Consider the following 16159-nt stretch of genomic DNA (forward strand, 5'->3'; position numbering starts at 1 on the left):
CGGTGACATTGGACGCGGCCGGGGACCCGTCTCCCGGATACGGCTCATCGCGTTCCTGCGCTGCCCTCCTTACATCGCCCCCACGCATGTCTCGCACTCCCGGATCCAGCCTGCGCCCGTCGCTGCTGGCCCTGCCCCTCACGCTGGCGCTGGCCGGCACGGTCACGGCCCAGCCCCGCCGCGCCGTCACGGCCGCCGACTACGACCGCGCCGTGCGGATGCTCGGCACGACGGTGACCCCGCTGGTGGTGGGCGGTACCGCACCCGGCCTCAGTTGGCTCCCGGACGGCCGCTTCCACTACCGCAGCGTGCGCCCCGCCGGCACCGAGTACGTGCTCGTCGACCCGCGCCGGAAATCGCGTACGCCACTCTTCGACCACGCCAGGGTCGCGGCGGCCCTCGGCGCGGCGTCGGGGGTGACTGCCTCCGCCACGACGCCCATCCCGGCCACCAGCTTGACCCTCACCGGCGTGGAACTGAGCGCCGATGGTCGCAGCGTCACCGTCGGCTTCAACGGCCGCCGCTTCACCTGCGATGTGGCGGGCAGCGCGTGCACCGCCATCGCCGCCTCAGGTCCTCCCACGGCGGCACCGGGCCGCGGCGGCACCGCCGTGTCGCCGGATGGCAAGCGCCTCGCCTTCATCCGCGACTGGAACCTCTGGGTCCGCGATGTCGCCTCGGGCACCGAGGTGCAGCTCACCACCGATGGCGTGAAGGACTTCGGCTACGCCACCGACAACGCCGGCTGGACCAGCAGCGACCGCGCCATCGTGGCCTGGTCCCCCGACTCGCGGAAGATCGCCACCCAGCAGCAGGACGCGCGCAAGGTGGGCGACATGTTCCTCGTCCAGACCCGCGTCGGCCACCCCGTGCTCCGGGCGTGGAAGTACCCGCTCCCGGGTGACAGCGTCGTGGCGATGGTGCACCGCGTGGTGATCGACGTCGACTCGCGCACGGTCACGCGGCTGAAGATGGCGCCCGACTTCCACCGGGCGACGCTCGGCGACGACATCTCGATGAGCGACTACGCCTTCAGCCCCGACGGCTCCCAGCTCGCGCTGGCGTCGACGTCGCGGGACCACAAGCAGACCATCGTGCGCATTGCCGACACACGCACCGGCGACGTGCGCCAGGTGCTGGAGGAGACGGTGCCGACGCACTTCGAGTCGATCACCGGCTGGCGTGTGCTCTGGGAGACGAACGAACTGCTCTGGAACTCGCAGCGTGACGACTGGAGCCAGCTCTACCTGTACGACCTCACCACCGGCCGGCTGAAGAACAAGGTCACGAGCGGCGACGGTCCCGTGAGCGGCATCGTGCGCGTGGACGCGACGGCGCGCACGCTCTGGTACACGGCGCAGGGGCGCGAGCCGGGACAGGATCCGTACCTGCGGCATGCCTACCGCATCGGGCTCGACGGGCGCAACGCGCGGTCGCTCACCCCGGACGAGGGCGACCACACGGTGCAGCTCTCCCCCGACGGGCGCTGGCTGGTGGACACCTGGTCCGACGGTGACACGCCACCGGTGACGGCCCTCCGCGATGCCACGGGCCGCGTGGTGATGACGCTGGAGACGGCCGACATCTCGAAGCTGGTGGCGAGCGGCTGGCAGCCGCCGATCCTCTTCAGCGTCAAGGCCGCCGATGGCACCACCGACATCTACGGCCAGCTCTTCCGCCCGACGAACTTCGACTCGACGAAGAAGTACCCGATCATCAACAACGCCTATCCGGGCCCGCAGTCCGGGAGCGTGGGTGGGCGCGGCTTCGCCGCGGCACGCGGGGACAAGCAGGCGCTGGCCGAGCTGGGATTCATCGTGGTGAGCATCGACGGGCGCGGCAGCGGGCCGGGTCGCTCGAAGAGCTTCCACGATGCCTACTACGGCGCGATGGGCCGGGACAACACCCTGCCCGACCAGGTGGCGGGCATGCAGAACCTGGCGAAACGCTACCCGTGGATCGACATCGACAAGGCGGCCATGTGGGGCCACTCGGGCGGCGGGTTCATCACCGCCGACGCGATGTTCCGCTACCCCGACTTCTTCAGGGTCGGTATCTCCGAGTCGGGCAACCACGACCAGCGCAACTACGAGGATGACTGGGGCGAGCGCTATCAGGGCCTGCTCACCCGCGCCAACGGCACCGACAGCTATGCCATCGAGGCGAACCAGTCGCTGGCGAAGAACCTGAAGGGCAAGCTGCTGCTGGCGCACGGCACGATGGACAACAACGTCCCCCCCGACAACACGCTGCTAGTGGTGGATGCCCTCATCCGCGCGAACAAGGACTTCGACCTGCTGATGATCCCCAACGCCGGCCACGGCTTCGGGTCGGCATCGAACTACATGATGCGGCGGCGGTGGGACTACTTCGTGCGCTGGCTCCTCGATGCGGAGCCGCCGGCGGACTACGTCATCCGCTGAGGTCTTGGCGGAGCGGCAGCACGCCGTAGCCCGGTGCTGCCGCAGCCGGAATGCGCCACCTGCGCCGGTGTCTCGCGCCGGCGGGGTGGCCGCTGGTCCGCATCGTGCATGACCGCGTCGCATGAGCGAACCGGAACGCATGAACCTGACCTCGGGCAGTCCATTCTGGATGGTCAAGAACGGCATCCGGCCGCCGCGACCCACGCTGGATGGCGCCGAGCGGTGTGATGTGGCCGTGATCGGTGCCGGCGTGACAGGAGCGCTCGTCGCCGATGCCCTCACGACGGCCGGTCTCGACGTCGTGGTCGTGGACAGGCGCGAATCGGGGGGTGGCAGCACGGCGGCGAGCACGGCGCTCCTGCAATACGAGATCGACCTCGAGCTGACCGCGCTCTCGAAGGTCGTCGGTGCCGCGCACGCCGAGCGCGCGTACCGCGCGTCGCTGGACGCCGTGCACGCCCTCGGCCGGCTCGCCACGGAGCTCGGTGGCTGCGACTTCGCGCGGCGCCCGAGCCTCTATCTCGCGTCCACGCGGCGCGATGCACAGCGGCTGGAGCGCGAGGCCGCCGCGCGGGCGTCGATCGGGATCGAGGCGAGCTGGTGGACCCGCGCGGACGTGGATGCGACGTACGGCTTCCCCGGCTTCGGCGCCGTGCGCAGCGTGGACGCCGCGGAGGTCGACGCGCTGGCGCTCACCCGTGCGCTCCTCGATCGCGCGGCCGCACGCGGTGCGCGCTGGTTCGAGCAAACCGACGTGTGCGCCGCTGACAGCCAGGGCGGCAGGATCCACCTCCGCACTCGCGACGGCGCCACGATCGACGCGCGCCATGCCATCTGCGCGGTGGGATACGACCTGCCCGCCTTCGTGCGGCAGGACCGCGTCGCGCTGCACAGCACGTATGCGCTGGCCACGCATCGCCTCCCCGACCTCGGGACGTGGGATGACCGCTGCCTGGTCTGGGAATCCGCGCGGCCCTACACCTACATGCGCAGCACCGCCGACAACCGGGTGATCATCGGCGGCGAGGATGTCGGCTTCCGCGACGCGGCCTGGCGCGACCGCCTGTTGCCGGGCCGGACACGCAAGCTCGAGCAGCAGCTCCGGCGGCTGCTCCCATCGCTCCGCACCGAGACGGCGTTCGAGTGGGCCGGTACCTTCGCCGAGACCCCCGATGGCCTCCCCTACATCGGGGCCGACGAGCGTTATCCGGGCATCCTCTTCGCCCTCGGCTACGGCGGCAACGGCATCACCTTCAGCGCCATCGCCGCCGCCATCCTCACCGCCACCTGCACCGGCGAGACGCACCCTGACGCGGACCTGTTCCGGATGGATCGCTGAGCGCAGGGAGCGTCCGACGCCCGCCGGCTGCGCAGCAACACCCTGACACGGAACGGCACCACGCCGCACGGCCCCGCCGCAGCACCGAACCGGCGTGGCCGGCACCGGCGCTCACTTCACGACGGCAGCCCGCGTGACGCGATGGAGGAGCACGGCAGTCCGGGCGACCTGCATCGCGACCGTGCGCGTGAGCAGCGTCTCGTGCACGGTGTGGCCGCCGGTGCCGCCGGGCCCGAGGCCGTCGATGACCTGCGGCACAGTGGCGGCGATGAAGGAGACGTCGGCCGCGCCGGCGCGGGCAGGATTGTCCATCCCCACCGGCCCGAAGCCGAGGTCGCGGCTGGCGCGGTCGAAGGCCGCCAGCAGCGCACGATTCCCCTCGGTGGGTGCCATCGGCGGATAACCGTCGTCAAAGGTCAGCGTGGCGGTGGTGTGTGGAACGGCCGTGGCGACGATGGCCTGCATCCGCGCCTTCGCCTGCGTCACCGCCTCGGGTGAGATCACGCGCAGGTCGCCGGTCACGGTGAAGTGTTCAGGGATCACGTTGCTCTTGCCGAAGGCCGTGCCGCGGGTGCCGGTGCTGTCGAGCGTGATGGTGGTGCCGCCGAGTGCCACGCCGGCGTTGAAGGTGCGCAGCGGGTCACCGCCGAGCTGCAGGCGGAACTCGTTCAGGAGCCGCGCGGCTTCGTAGATCGCTCCGGGGCCGATGTCGGCGCGGAACACCTGCGAGGAGTGTGCCGGCGTGCCGGTGACGTGCAGCGTCCAGCCGGTGAAGCCACGGCGCGCCGCCACCGCCGTGCGGGGATCACCATCGCCGTCCTCGAATCCGATCGCCACCTGCGCGCGTGCCCCTGCCTCCACCAGCGCCTGCCGCGCCAGTGCGATCGGCTCGCCGGGCTCCTCCTCGTCGCCGGTGAGCACGACGGTGATGTTCATGCGGGCCAGCTGTCCGGACGCCTGCAGCGCCTTCAGCGCCTGCAGCATGACCACGTCTCCCCCCTTCATGTCGGTGGCCCCCGGTCCGCGGACCGTGCTGTCGCTGAGCCGCGTCCAGCGCTGGAACGGGCTGTCGGACTCGAACACCGTGTCGAGGTGTCCGATCAGCAGCACACGCGGTCCCACGCCGGTGCGTTCCGCCACCAGGTGCCCGGCCCTCCCGAACGCTGCGCCATCCACCCACCGCGTGGTGAAGCCGAGCGCATCGTACTCGGCGCGCAACACGCGCCCCACCTCGCGCACACCCACCAGGTTCTGCGTGCCGCTGTTGATGTTCACCAGCCGCTCCAGCAGTGCCAGCGCCTCGTCCTCGTGGGTGAGCGCGTGACGGGCGAGGGCGCGTTCCACCCGGCTCAGGGAGTCGGCGGCCGCCGGCGCGACGCCGCTGCGCGGCGCGGGCGGCCGGGTGAACGAGAGCGGCAGCAGCAGGGCCGCCAGCATGGCGTGGTGGCGCATCGGGGAATTCCACAGGAGAGGTCGGCCCGGGGGCCGGAAGACGGGACGGCGATGGTGCGGGTCCTGCCGCGCCCGGAAAATACCGTGGGGCGCCGATGCGCGCCTTGCGGGCCCGCTGCCCCGGCGGTCGATTCAGCGCCACACCGAACCGTCGAATGGCCGCCTCCGGGAGACTGCGCACATGCTTGACTCCACGATGATGGACTACCAGCTCACGATCCCGTCGATCCTCGAGCGGGCACGGCGCATGTATCCCGGGCAGGAGATCGTCTCCGTGATGCCGGCCGGCGTGGATCCGGAGACCAAGGCACCGATTCCGGCGGTGCACCGCACCACCTTCGGCGAGACGTATCCGCGCGTGATGCAGCTCTGCAACGCGCTCGTCGCCGCCGGCGTGGCGCCAGGCGACCGGGTGGCCACGATGGCGCTCAACACCTTCCGGCACTACGAGCTGTATTTCGGCGTGCCCTCGGTCGGCGCGGTGTGCCACATGGTGAACATCCGCCTGCCGCTGGAGCAGATCGCCTACATCCTGAACCATGCCGAGGACCGCATCCTCTTCATCGAGAATGTCTTCGCCGGCATGATCCCGCTGATCCGGCAGCATGCCCCGATGGTCGCCACGATCGTGGTGCTGGGCCCGGTGCCGGGTGGCCTGCCGCCGGGCACGATCGACTACGAGGCGTTCCTGGCCACACAGCCCGCGACGTTCACCTACCCGCACATCGACGAGCGCCAGGCGAGCGGCATGTGCTACACCAGCGGCACCACCGGTGAGCCGAAGGGCGTGCTTTACAGCCACCGCGCGATCACGCTCCACAGCCTGGCCAGCCTCAGCGCCGACCTGCTGGGCGTGAACTCGCGGCAGTGCATCATGCCGATCGTGCCGATGTTCCACGTCAACGGGTGGGGATATCCGTACACGTGCGCGATGACCGGGGCGAAGCAGGTGTTCATGAGCGTCTTCACCGACGCGAAGAGCATCGCACGCGTCGTGGCCGCGGAGAGCGTGACGGTGGTGGCGGGCGTGCCCACGATCTTCCTCGGGCTGCTGGACGAGATGGACCGCGCCAAGGCCGCCGGCACGCCGCACCACCTGCCGTCACTGACCACGCTGGTGATCGGCGGCTCCTCCACCCCGCGCGCGCTGATCGCCGGATTCGGCGACCGGCACGGCGTGCACGTGACGCCCGCGTGGGGCATGACCGAGACCACGCCGCTCGGCACGGCCAATCCCGTGCGCGCCGGGGACATGCCCGATGACGTCGAGCGGAAGTACGACCGCATGGTGTACAGCGGGAAGATGTCGCCGCTGGTGGAGCTGAAGCTGGTGGATGACGCCGGCTCGGAGCTGCCGTGGGGCACCGGTGAACCCGGGCGGCTGCTGATCCGCGGCCCGTGGATCACCGGCAGCTACTACCACAATCCCGCGGCCACGGCCGCCACGCAGGTGGACGGCTGGTTCGACACCGGCGACATCGCCACCATCGACCTCGATGGCCTGATGATGATCCAGGACCGCGCCAAGGACCTGATCAAGTCCGGGGGCGAGTGGATCAGCAGCGTGGACCTCGAGAACCAGCTGATGGGGCACCCGGCGGTGCGCGAGGCCGCGGTGATCGCCGTGCCGCACCCGACGTGGGACGAGCGGCCGCTCGGCGTGATCGTGCTGCGTGACCCGGCCGTGGTGCCGACGAAGGCGCAGCTCGACCAGCACCTGCTCGAACGCGCCGTGGCGAAGTGGCAGCTCCCCGACGCGTACGAGTTCGTGGACGAGATCCCGAAGACCACCGTGGGCAAGTTCCTGAAGCGCGCGCTGCGCGAGCGGTTCAGGGACTACGTGCTGCCGGCAGGCTGACGGCGCTCGTCAGAACGTCGGGCGGCTGCCGCTCCACTGGCCGCGCGTGAAGTCGGGAAAGCGCACCGGCATGCTGCCGCGCCGGTTGGACAGCTCGCTCAGCGGGCCCGGGGCGCTCCAGGCGGCCGCGTCGTACACGTCCATGTCCGGCGTGAGTCCCTCGCGGATCAGCTGCACGAGGCGGTACGCCATCACGTAGTCCATGCCGCCGTGGCCGCCGGCACGCGCCTTCTCGCCGACTTCGCGCCACAGGCGATGCTCGTGCTTCGCCTTGTACGGGTCGACCTGCGTCCAGCGATCCTCCTGCCCCTCACCCTCCACGTACACCCGCGCCGGGTAGTCCTCGAAGATCCCCTTCGTGCCCTGCACCGAGTTGATGCGCGAGTAGGGGCGCGGGCTGCTCACGTCGTGCTCGAGCCGGATGGTGCGCCCCTTCGCGGTCTTGATCAGCGACACGTTCAGGTCGCCGGTGACATACGTCTCCTGCCACTTCGGCGAGTCCTTCGGTTCGTGGTCGGCCCGCCACTTCGTGAGCCCCATCTCGGGCGTGCTCATCGACACCAGGTAGTCGAACCGGTCGCCACGGTTGATGTCCATGAACGCCGCCACCGGCCCGAGGCCGTGCGTGGGATACAGGTTGCTGTTGCGCAGTGTGTGGTGGGCGCGGCGCCAGAGCCCCTCATCCCTGTTCTCGAAGAGGATCTCGCGCAGGTCGTGGTTGTACGCGGCACCACCATGCTTGATCTCGCCGAACACCCCGGCGCGCACCATGTTCAGCACCAGCAGCTCGTTGTAGCCGTAGCTGCAGTTCTCGAGCATGATGCAGTGCCGGCGCGAGCGTTCCGACGCCTCGACCAGCTTCCAGCAGTCCTCGATGGTGTACGCGGCCGGCACCTCGGTGGCGGCATGCTTCCCCGCCTTCATCGCCGCCAGGCACACCGGCACGTGCCACTGCCACGGCGTGGCAGTGTAGACGAGGTCGATGTCGTCGCGCAGCACCAGCTGCTCGTACGCATGGTCACCCTCGGTGAAGCGGGCGGGCTCGTAGGTGTGGCCGGCATCGCGCACCTGCTTCGCGGCACGCTCGACCTTCTCCGGCACCGTGTCGCAGAGCGCCGTGATGCGCACGTTGTCGACCCCCAGCAGCTCGTGCAGCACCGACCGGCCGCGCAGCCCGGTGCCGACGATCGCGACGCGCACCACGTCGCGTCGCTCGAACGGCACGCCGACCATCGTCGGCGCGGCGCGCACCGGCTCGGGCAAGGCCAGCGGCAGCAGGTGGGCCGGCCCCTCCGCGGCGCGCGCCGCCGGGACGCCGAGCACGAAGCCGGCACCGGTGAGCGCGGCGCCCTTGAGCAGGTCGCGGCGCGAGAGATCGTCGGGGGTGTCGCTCATCGGGACGGGGGCGTGAAGGTGGATCAGGTCAGGGGGTCGTCGTCGGCCCACGTGGTGGCAGCGGGACCGGCGGCCGTGCGGAAGAACATCGCGCGCGCACCGGCCACGGGGAACTGCTGCCGGTAGGCGGAGGCCCACCGCGCCTCGAACGACGCCTGGCCGGCATCCACCAGCGCCCAGACGCTGCCACCGAAGCCCGCACCGAACGCGGATGCCGCCGTCGCACCGCTCGCACGTGCCATCCGCACCAGTGCGATGGTCTCCGGCACCTGGTTGCCGAGCCACTCCTCCGCCGCTTCCTGCGAGCGCGCCGTCACGGCGCCGAGCGCGGGCCAGTCCTGCGCTGCGAACGCGGCGGCGGCGGCGGGGATCAGCGTGTAGGTCTCGAGCAGGAACTGGTCGAGCCGCATCCGCAGCACGTCCGCGCTGAAGGCCTCGGTGGCATGCGTGCGCGCCACGTCCCGCAGCACCTCGATCGCCCCCGGCCCGCTCTCGGCCGCCACCGCGAGCGAGTGGTCGTCGCGACCCGTCTCGTCGTTCCAGCGCGCCAGCAGGTGCCGCACCATCAGCGAGGCCCGGTTGTACTGCGCGCGCGCGCCGGCGGACTTCTCCGCCACCACCCCCGAGGCCGCGATCACGAAGCACTTGTCCGCCGGCAGCGCGTACGACCCGAGCCGGCGCACGGGCATCCAGCCGAAGTCCACGACATGCCCAGGCTCCGCGCAGAGGATCGCGGTCTGGTCCTGGCAGCCGCCAAGCGTCCCGACGCCGGCGTCGCCGAGCAGCGGGCCGAAGGACCCGCCGTGCTCCATCGCCCCCAGGTAGCCGCCGAGCGCCACGCGATCGGGAAGGACCTGCCGCCAGGTGTCCGTGCGCGGCAGGCGGTTGATCGCCGCGATGGCGAGGAAGGTCCCGATCATCAGCGCCGACGATGAACTGGCGCCCGCCGCCGGTGGGAGGTCGCTCGCGAACGCGATGTCCACCCCGTGCACGGCCGCCGGGAAGTTGCGCGTCACGCGCCGGACGACCGTCGCGACGTAGTTGGACCAGTCACCATCCGGTGCGCCCGCCGTTTCGTCCAGCGGCATCTCGCAGTGGAGCTCCGGTGCGCGGCCACCCGGGTGCAGCGGGTCGGGCACCGGCGCGCCGAGCACGCGCAGCATGCGATCGGTGCGCGGCGCGGCCCGCACGCAGAAGCCGTTCGTGACCGCCGTCAGCAGCGATCGCCCGCCCGCGTAGTCGGTGTGCTTGCCGAACACCTCGATGCGGCCCGGCACCCAGGCACTCACGCGCCCCGCCTGCGCGGCGCCGTGCCGGTCGAGGGCGCGGTCGCACGCCGCCAGCATCTGCGCCTTGACCGCAGCCCCGTCACCGCTGAAGCCGAGTGCGCGCAATCGCGGGACGAATGCCTGCTGGTCCCGCGCCATCAGAGATCCACCGGGCGGTCCCGCAGCACGGCGGCCACGCTCTCGATGTCACCGCGCGTGGACAGGTCGAGCACACCGGCATCACTCTCCACCACCCGGAATCGCTCGCCGAGCGCGCCCATCGCGATCCGCACCGCGTCCTGCAGCTCCAGTTCACCGCGGACACTGGGCTGCACCCGGCGGCACGCCTCGTAGATCACGGGCGAGAAGGACCAGAGGTTCATGCTCACCAGCGAGTGATCGACGAGCGCCGCGTACGTGGCCTCGTCCGGCTTCTCGACGATGCCGGTCAGGAACCCGTCGGCATCGCGCTGCAGCAGGGCGAACTGCCGCACCCGCTCCGCCGGGATGTTGCTGTTGGCGATCAGCCCCTGCAGCCCGAACCCGACCACCCCCGACCCGCCCGCGTCGGCCAGTGCGCGGCACGCCACCACGGGATAGTAGTTGTCGCCGTTCATCACCAGCACCGTCTCCCCGTCCGCGAACGGCTCGGCCGCCGCAACGGCGCCGGCGGTGCCATCGGGCGTGGGCTGGATGGCGTAGTGCACGCGGATGCGCCGGAGCGTCAGCGCATCGTAGTACGTGCGGATCGCGGCGTGCTCCGGGCCGATGACGAGGCACACATCGGTGATGCCCGCGTCGGCGAGTCCCGTCATCGCATGGTCGAGGAACGGGCGCCCGATCGGGATCATCGCCTTCACACCACCGGCCGCCACCTGCGCCTGCGCCGCATCGAGTCGCGCCGCAGTGTCCTCGCGTCGCATGCGGGTGCCCAGCCCGCGGGCCAGGATCACGGCTTTGCATGTTCCCATCAGGTCGTCACGTCCCTCACCCAGCGCCCCGGCATCCGCGGGTCCGGCGTCCACGCGCCTGTGCGCGCACGACCGCGCACCGGTGTGCGCGTACACTGCGCAAAGAAACGGACGGGGTGGTTCGTCGCCACGGCTGTCGGCTCCGGCGAGGGGTGTGTGGCCGGTCGCAGCCTGCCTCCCGCGGCAATCATCCCCCGGCGAAGAAGCTCCGGCGCGAGTTGACACGCCCACCGGGAACCGCGAAGATGTGCCGTCCGCCGGGCCCTGCCGTTGCGTCCGGCCAACCTCTCGAGGCCGGGAATCGTGACCAGCATCAGCACCGCCGCCCGCCCGGAGACCGCCGCGAGCGCCAGCTCCGGCAGCGGCGTGATCGCGCCGCTGCCCCCCGGCGGTCGGGCCTGGATCGGTGTCGGTGTCTACGCGACGCTGCTCATCGTGTGGACCTGGCTCAATGGCGGCGGCAGGACGGTGTTCGACTCCGCGGTCGGCACCATGGCGTTCCTGCCGCTCAACGTCGCGGCCGCGTACTTCCTGTTCCGGGCCAGCACCAACAGCACGTACGACACCGGGGAACGCCGGGGCTTCCGCCTGCTCGCCGGCATGTACGTGCTCACCGCCGTCGGCAACTTCTGGTGGTCGGTCGAGGAGGCCCTCTTCGCGCTCGACCCCGCCTACTCGTGGGCGAACCTGTTCTACATCGCGTCCTACATCGCCGGCATGCTCGCCGTGCGCCGGTTCCCGGCGGACAGCCACGGGGTCGACCAGACGCGCAAGCGGATCCTCGACGTCGCGAGCGTGGTGATCTCGCTCAGCGTGTTGACGTGGACCTTCGTGCTGGAACCCATCCGCTGGGATGCCACTGATCCGCTCCACCTCGCGGTGCGGCTGTCGTATCCTGCCTCCTGCATCCTGCTGATGGCCTTCATGGCGCGCCTGGTGCTCCGGCAGGCCACCAACGAGCGCTACAACGACATCTCCGTCATCGCAGTCGCCGTGATGGTGCAGTGCACCCTGGACCTGATCCTGGAGCTCGACTACAGCAACCAGGTCACCCAGCTCACGTCGATTGCCGCCGCCATCTGCCCCGGCGTGTACGTGGCGGTCGTCTGGGCCAGCCAGCGGGCCGTGCACCGGACCGAGCGAGCGGTCGACCGGCGCGATGGGATCAGCCTCATCCCGGTGTCGCTCCTGCCCACGATCAGCAGCGTGTCGGTGTACATCGTGCTGATCTGGGCCGCACAGTCCGACCGCCGCGAACCGCTCGGCATCCTCGTCGTCGCGGCACTCACGCTCAACCTGCTGTTCCTGCTGCGGCAGACCATCGCCGTGCGCGAGAACGCGCTGATGGTGGCCCAGCGGGCGGACGCCGAGAGCCGCGCGCGGTACGAGGAGCGGGCACGCGAGGGGCAGAAGCTGGAGGCGGTGGGGCGCCTGGCTGGTGGGATCGCCCACGACTTCAACAACCTGCTCACCACCGTGCTCGCGAACAGCGACTTCGCCCTCACCCGGCTCCGGCCCGGTGACGTGGCCCACGACGAAGTGAGCGACATCCGCAGCGCGGCGGTGCGCGGGTCGGAGCTCATCCGCCAGCTCCTCGCGTTCAGCCGCAAGTCGGTGTCGGCACCGGTGCGCCTGCATCCCGACCTGGTGCTGCGCGAGATCGAGCGCCTGCTGCAGCGGCTCGCCGGCGACGACTGCCGGCTCCTGCTGGACCTCCCGCCGCACCTCGGCATGATCACCGCCGATCGCGGCCAGCTCGAGCAGGTGATCGCGAACCTCGTCACCAATGCCCGCGACGCGATGCCGGCGGGCGGGCCGATCCTGATCAGCGGCCGCAATGTCGCGCTGGAGGAACCCACCGCCAGTTCCCTCGTGCTCCCGCCGGGCGAGTACGTCGCCCTCTCCGTCTCCGACACTGGGGTCGGCATCGCGGCCGACGTGCGCGGACACATCTTCGAGCCGTTCTTTTCGACCAAGCCACGCGGCAAGGGGACAGGCCTGGGCCTCGCCAGCAGCTACGGCATCATCCGGCAGGGCAACGGTGGCATCGAGGTGGAGAGTGAACCCGGGAAAGGGTCGCGCTTCACGCTCTACCTGCCCCGCGTGGCGGGCGAACCCGCCAGCCACCTGCCATCGGCCGTCACCGTGCCGACCGTCACCGAGTCACAGCCGGCACGCACGGAAACGATCCTCCTCGTGGAGGACGAGACGGCGGTGCGGCAGGTGGCGCGCCGCATGCTGCTCGCCGAGGGGTACCATGTGTTCACGGCCGGCGATGCGAACGCGGCACGCGCACAGTTCGCGCTGCACGGCGACGGCATCGACCTGATGGTCACCGACATCATGATGCCCGGCGAGTCGGGCATCGAGCTCGCGGCGTACATCCGGCAGCGCTGGCCGCAGGTGGCGGTGCTCTTCATCTCCGGCTACTCCGATGCCGAGCTGCCGGACGGCTCACGTGCCGGCGTGCGCGACAACCTGGTGCAGAAGCCGTTCACGTCGGCCGAGCTGCTGAAGCGCATCGACGGGGCACTCGAGCGACGCCGCACGGCCGCCGTGCCCTGAGCCAGCGTCAGCGCGCGACCGACTCCAGCCGGCGACCGTAGCCGGTGACGATGGCCAGCAGCACCGCGCCCACCAGGGCCCACGAATAGGTGTTGTGCGACCCGATCACCAGCGGTGACTGCGGTGGCATCCCATAGCGCTCCGCCCCACCGCTGGCACTGGCCGCCAGGATCGTGGGCAGGAACCACGGCAGCAGGAACGGCCAGGTGCAGGCGGTCATGTCGAGCAGGTTCGCGCGACGGTACGCCGAAAGCGCGTGACGCGCACCGGCCATCCGTGCGAACGGCCCGACGGCGAGGATCGCGACGACGCTGTGCGTGGTGAGGATGACGGCGGCGCTCACCACGCCGGTGATCCACCACTCGGCCGCGCGTGCCGTCCCCGCCCTGCCCTCCGCCGCTCGCACCAGACGCGCGAGCGCATCGGTGGCCTGCAGCGTGCCCACCAGTGCCACCAGCAGCAGCGTGAAGACACTCACACCCACCGCGCGCTGCATCCCGTCCACCACCAGTCCCGTGGCGCCGAACGTGCCGGGCGCCACGTGCAGCAGGTCCGCCGGCGCGATCAGCCCCGCGGCCACGCCGGTGACCGCCGCGAGCGCGCAGCCGGTCAGGAGTGCCTCGATCAGGTGCCGTGACCGCAGCAGCATCGCGATCACCACCACCGGCGCCAGCAGCATCAAGAGCGACACCGGGCGGACACTCGCCACCTGCGCGGCCGCGCCGGACAGCGCCACGCTCCCGGCATCGCGGGTTCCGAGCGCCGCGGAGACGAGCAGCGCGATCGCACCGGCGGGCAGGACGTACTGCAGCCGGCTGCGCACCGTGCCGCCGATGTCGGCACCCTGCGACCCACTCGAGGCGATGGTGGTGTCGGAGACCGGCGAGATCGAGTCGCCGAACGTCGCCCCGCCGAGGATCGCGCCCATCAGCACCGCCGGAACGGCGCCCGCCGGTCCGCCCGCCGGATACAGCAGCGGGCCGGCCACCAGGATCGTCCCGAAGCTGGTCCCGGTGGCGGTCGAGACCAGGGCACACACCAGGAAGGCGGCCGCCACATAGGCGCCGCCGGTCAGGTGTGCACTGCGCGCCAGCCATGCCAGCGCACTCACCAGGCCAGACGCGGACAGCAGCGTGCCCAGCACGCCGGCGAAGAGCCACGCGCAAAGCATCACCATCACCACCCGCTGCGCCATGCCGTCCAGCATCGCATCGCTGTAGCGCGTCCGGTCCTTCGCCAGCAGCAGTCCCACCATGAGCGCCGCCAGCAGCACGGGCCAGAACCCCTTCTCGTCCGGCGCGCCGGACAGCGCCAGCGCGCCCACGCCAGCAAGGAACACCGCAAAGGGTGCGAGCGCCCCCGCCAGTCCACCGTGGAAGGTCAACAGTGCGGCGCGAGGCGGGTCGGTGGGCTGTGTCATGTGGACGCGGAAACTCGCGGCGCGCTATCGTTCGCGCCATGCCGCCAGCCCCCGACTCCGCCGCCGACGCACCGCGCGATGCGTTCACCCTCTTCGACCTGCGCGTCGAGGTCGTCGCCGGCGACCGGCCGATGGTCTGCGATCACCCCGCCGGCGCGTGGTTCGCGGTGATCGGCGAGATGCTGCACTTCCCCGACGGCCAGGGCTTTCCGCTCTACCCGCTGGCCGCGCTGCTGCCCCTGCTGCCGGCAAAGCAGCGGCCCACCCACCCGCACGACTGGATGACGACCGACGCCGAGATCGCCTGTCCGGATCCCCACTGCGGCGGGCGGTTCCGCATCTCACGCACCGGGACCACCACCTTCCGCCACGGCGAGGTGACGAGGGTGCCGCTGCCGACGGAGCAGGACGGCACCGCGTGAGCGCGCCGGTCGGAGTGCGCCTCGCACCGGACTACGCCATCCCGCGCCTGGTCAAGGGTGGCTGGCAGCTGGCCGGTGGGCACGGCACCATCGACGCGACCGCTGCCCTCGCCGACATGACGGCGTTCGCGGACGCCGGCATCACCGCCTTCGACTGCGCCGACATCTACACCGGCGTCGAGGAGCTGATCGGCCGGTTCCTCCGTCACTGGCGCAACATCCGCGGCAGCGACGCCCCACCGATTCGCGTGCACACGAAGTGCGTGCCGGACCTCGACCTGCTGCCGCGGCTCACCCGCGCCGACATCGCGCGCATCGTCGACCGGTCGCTCCAGCGGCTCGGGCAGGACCGGCTGGACCTGGTCCAGTTCCACTGGTGGGACTACGACGCACCCGGCGTGGTGGACGCGGCGCTCCACCTCCGCGACCTGCAGCGCTCGGGCAAGATCCATCACCTCGGCGCCACCAACTTCGACACGCCACACCTCACGGCGCTGCTCGACGCGGGGGTGCCGATCGTGTCGCACCAGGTGCAGGTGTCACTGCTCGACGGGCGTGCGCTGCGCGCGATGGGCGCGCTGGCACGCGAGCGGGGGGTGGGGTTGCTGGCCTACGGAGCGCTGGCTGGCGGATTCCTGCACGAGCGATGGCTGGGTGCCGCCGATCCACCGGCGCCGCTGGAGAACCGCTCGCTGGTGAAGTACCGCCTGATCATCGAGGAGTCAGGCGGGTGGGACCGGTTCCAGTCGCTGCTGCGCACGCTCCACGCCATCGCTCGGGCGCACGACACGACCATCGGCGCGGTCGCGCTGCAGCAGGTGCTGCGACAGGCGCCGGTTGCGGCTGCCATCGTGGGGGCACGTTCGACGGCGCACCTCGGCCCCACCCTGCGGGCACTCACCCTCGAGCTCTCCGCGGAGGAGCAGGCGCAGGTGGACGCGCTGGTGGCCGCCGCACCCGGCCCCGCCGGCGACGTCTACACGCTGGAGCGCGAGAAGGGCGGCCGGCACGCCGCCATCATGCGCTACAACCTCAACACCACCTGA

General features: G+C 71.1%; 11 protein-coding genes. 6 read left to right on the forward strand and 5 right to left on the reverse strand.

What is annotated here, in order from left to right; all coding sequences use genetic code 11:
- The first annotated feature begins 218 nt into the window (after positions 1-218).
- Both IT355_01830 and IT355_01835 read left to right on the forward strand, forming a co-directional pair.
- A complete protein-coding gene (locus IT355_01830) occupies positions 219-2423 on the forward strand; it encodes a DPP IV N-terminal domain-containing protein (protein ID MCC7051975.1) in 2205 nt (734 codons plus the stop codon).
- 121 nt (positions 2424-2544) lie between these two features.
- A complete protein-coding gene (locus IT355_01835; protein MCC7051976.1) occupies positions 2545-3762 on the forward strand; it encodes an FAD-binding oxidoreductase in 1218 nt (405 codons plus the stop codon).
- A 111-nt stretch (positions 3763-3873) separates the two neighbouring features.
- On the opposite strand, the gene IT355_01840 is transcribed toward IT355_01835, so the two are convergent.
- The gene (locus IT355_01840) at positions 3874-5214 is read right to left on the reverse strand and encodes a M20/M25/M40 family metallo-hydrolase (protein ID MCC7051977.1); all 1341 of its coding nucleotides are present in this window, start codon (positions 5212-5214) and stop codon (positions 3874-3876) included.
- 181 nt (positions 5215-5395) lie between these two features.
- Between IT355_01840 and IT355_01845 the strand changes: the two genes are divergently transcribed.
- A complete protein-coding gene (locus IT355_01845) occupies positions 5396-7072 on the forward strand; it encodes a long-chain fatty acid--CoA ligase (protein ID MCC7051978.1) in 1677 nt (558 codons plus the stop codon).
- 9 nt (positions 7073-7081) lie between these two features.
- Here the strand turns inward: IT355_01845 and IT355_01850 are convergent, their stop codons facing one another.
- The 3 genes from IT355_01850 to IT355_01860 are packed head-to-tail and all read right to left on the reverse strand — an operon-like array spanning position 7082 to position 10760.
- Complete coding sequence (locus tag IT355_01850) at positions 7082-8467, reverse strand: Gfo/Idh/MocA family oxidoreductase (protein ID MCC7051979.1); 1386 nt, start codon at positions 8465-8467, stop codon at positions 7082-7084.
- A 23-nt stretch (positions 8468-8490) separates the two neighbouring features.
- A complete protein-coding gene (locus IT355_01855; protein MCC7051980.1) occupies positions 8491-9894 on the reverse strand; it encodes a hypothetical protein in 1404 nt (467 codons plus the stop codon).
- Positions 9894-10760, reverse strand: a complete 867-nt coding sequence (locus IT355_01860) for a nucleotidyltransferase family protein (protein MCC7051981.1) — start codon at positions 10758-10760, stop codon at positions 9894-9896. Before IT355_01860 ends, IT355_01855 begins: the two co-directional genes overlap by 1 nt.
- A 249-nt stretch (positions 10761-11009) precedes the next feature.
- Here IT355_01860 and IT355_01865 point away from each other — a divergent pair, with 249 nt between their 5' ends.
- The gene (locus tag IT355_01865; protein ID MCC7051982.1) at positions 11010-13271 is read left to right on the forward strand and encodes a response regulator; all 2262 of its coding nucleotides are present in this window, start codon (positions 11010-11012) and stop codon (positions 13269-13271) included.
- A 7-nt stretch (positions 13272-13278) separates the two neighbouring features.
- Here the strand turns inward: IT355_01865 and IT355_01870 are convergent, their stop codons facing one another.
- Positions 13279-14691 carry a hypothetical protein gene (locus IT355_01870; protein MCC7051983.1) on the reverse strand — a complete coding sequence of 471 codons (1413 nt, stop codon included), beginning with the start codon at positions 14689-14691 and terminating at the stop codon, positions 13279-13281.
- 38 nt (positions 14692-14729) lie between these two features.
- On the opposite strand from IT355_01870, the gene IT355_01875 reads away from it, so the two are divergent.
- Positions 14730-15113: a TIGR04076 family protein gene (locus tag IT355_01875; protein ID MCC7051984.1), complete on the forward strand. Its 384-nt coding sequence runs from the start codon at positions 14730-14732 to the stop codon at positions 15111-15113.
- Positions 15110-16159 (forward strand): aldo/keto reductase, encoded by a 1050-nt coding sequence (locus IT355_01880; GenBank protein ID MCC7051985.1) that lies wholly within the window; start codon positions 15110-15112, stop codon positions 16157-16159. The genes IT355_01875 and IT355_01880 overlap by 4 nt, the downstream gene beginning before the upstream one ends.

The sequence above is a fragment of the Gemmatimonadaceae bacterium genome, assembly GCA_020851035.1.
Taxonomy (GTDB): Bacteria; Gemmatimonadota; Gemmatimonadetes; order Gemmatimonadales; family Gemmatimonadaceae; genus JACMLX01.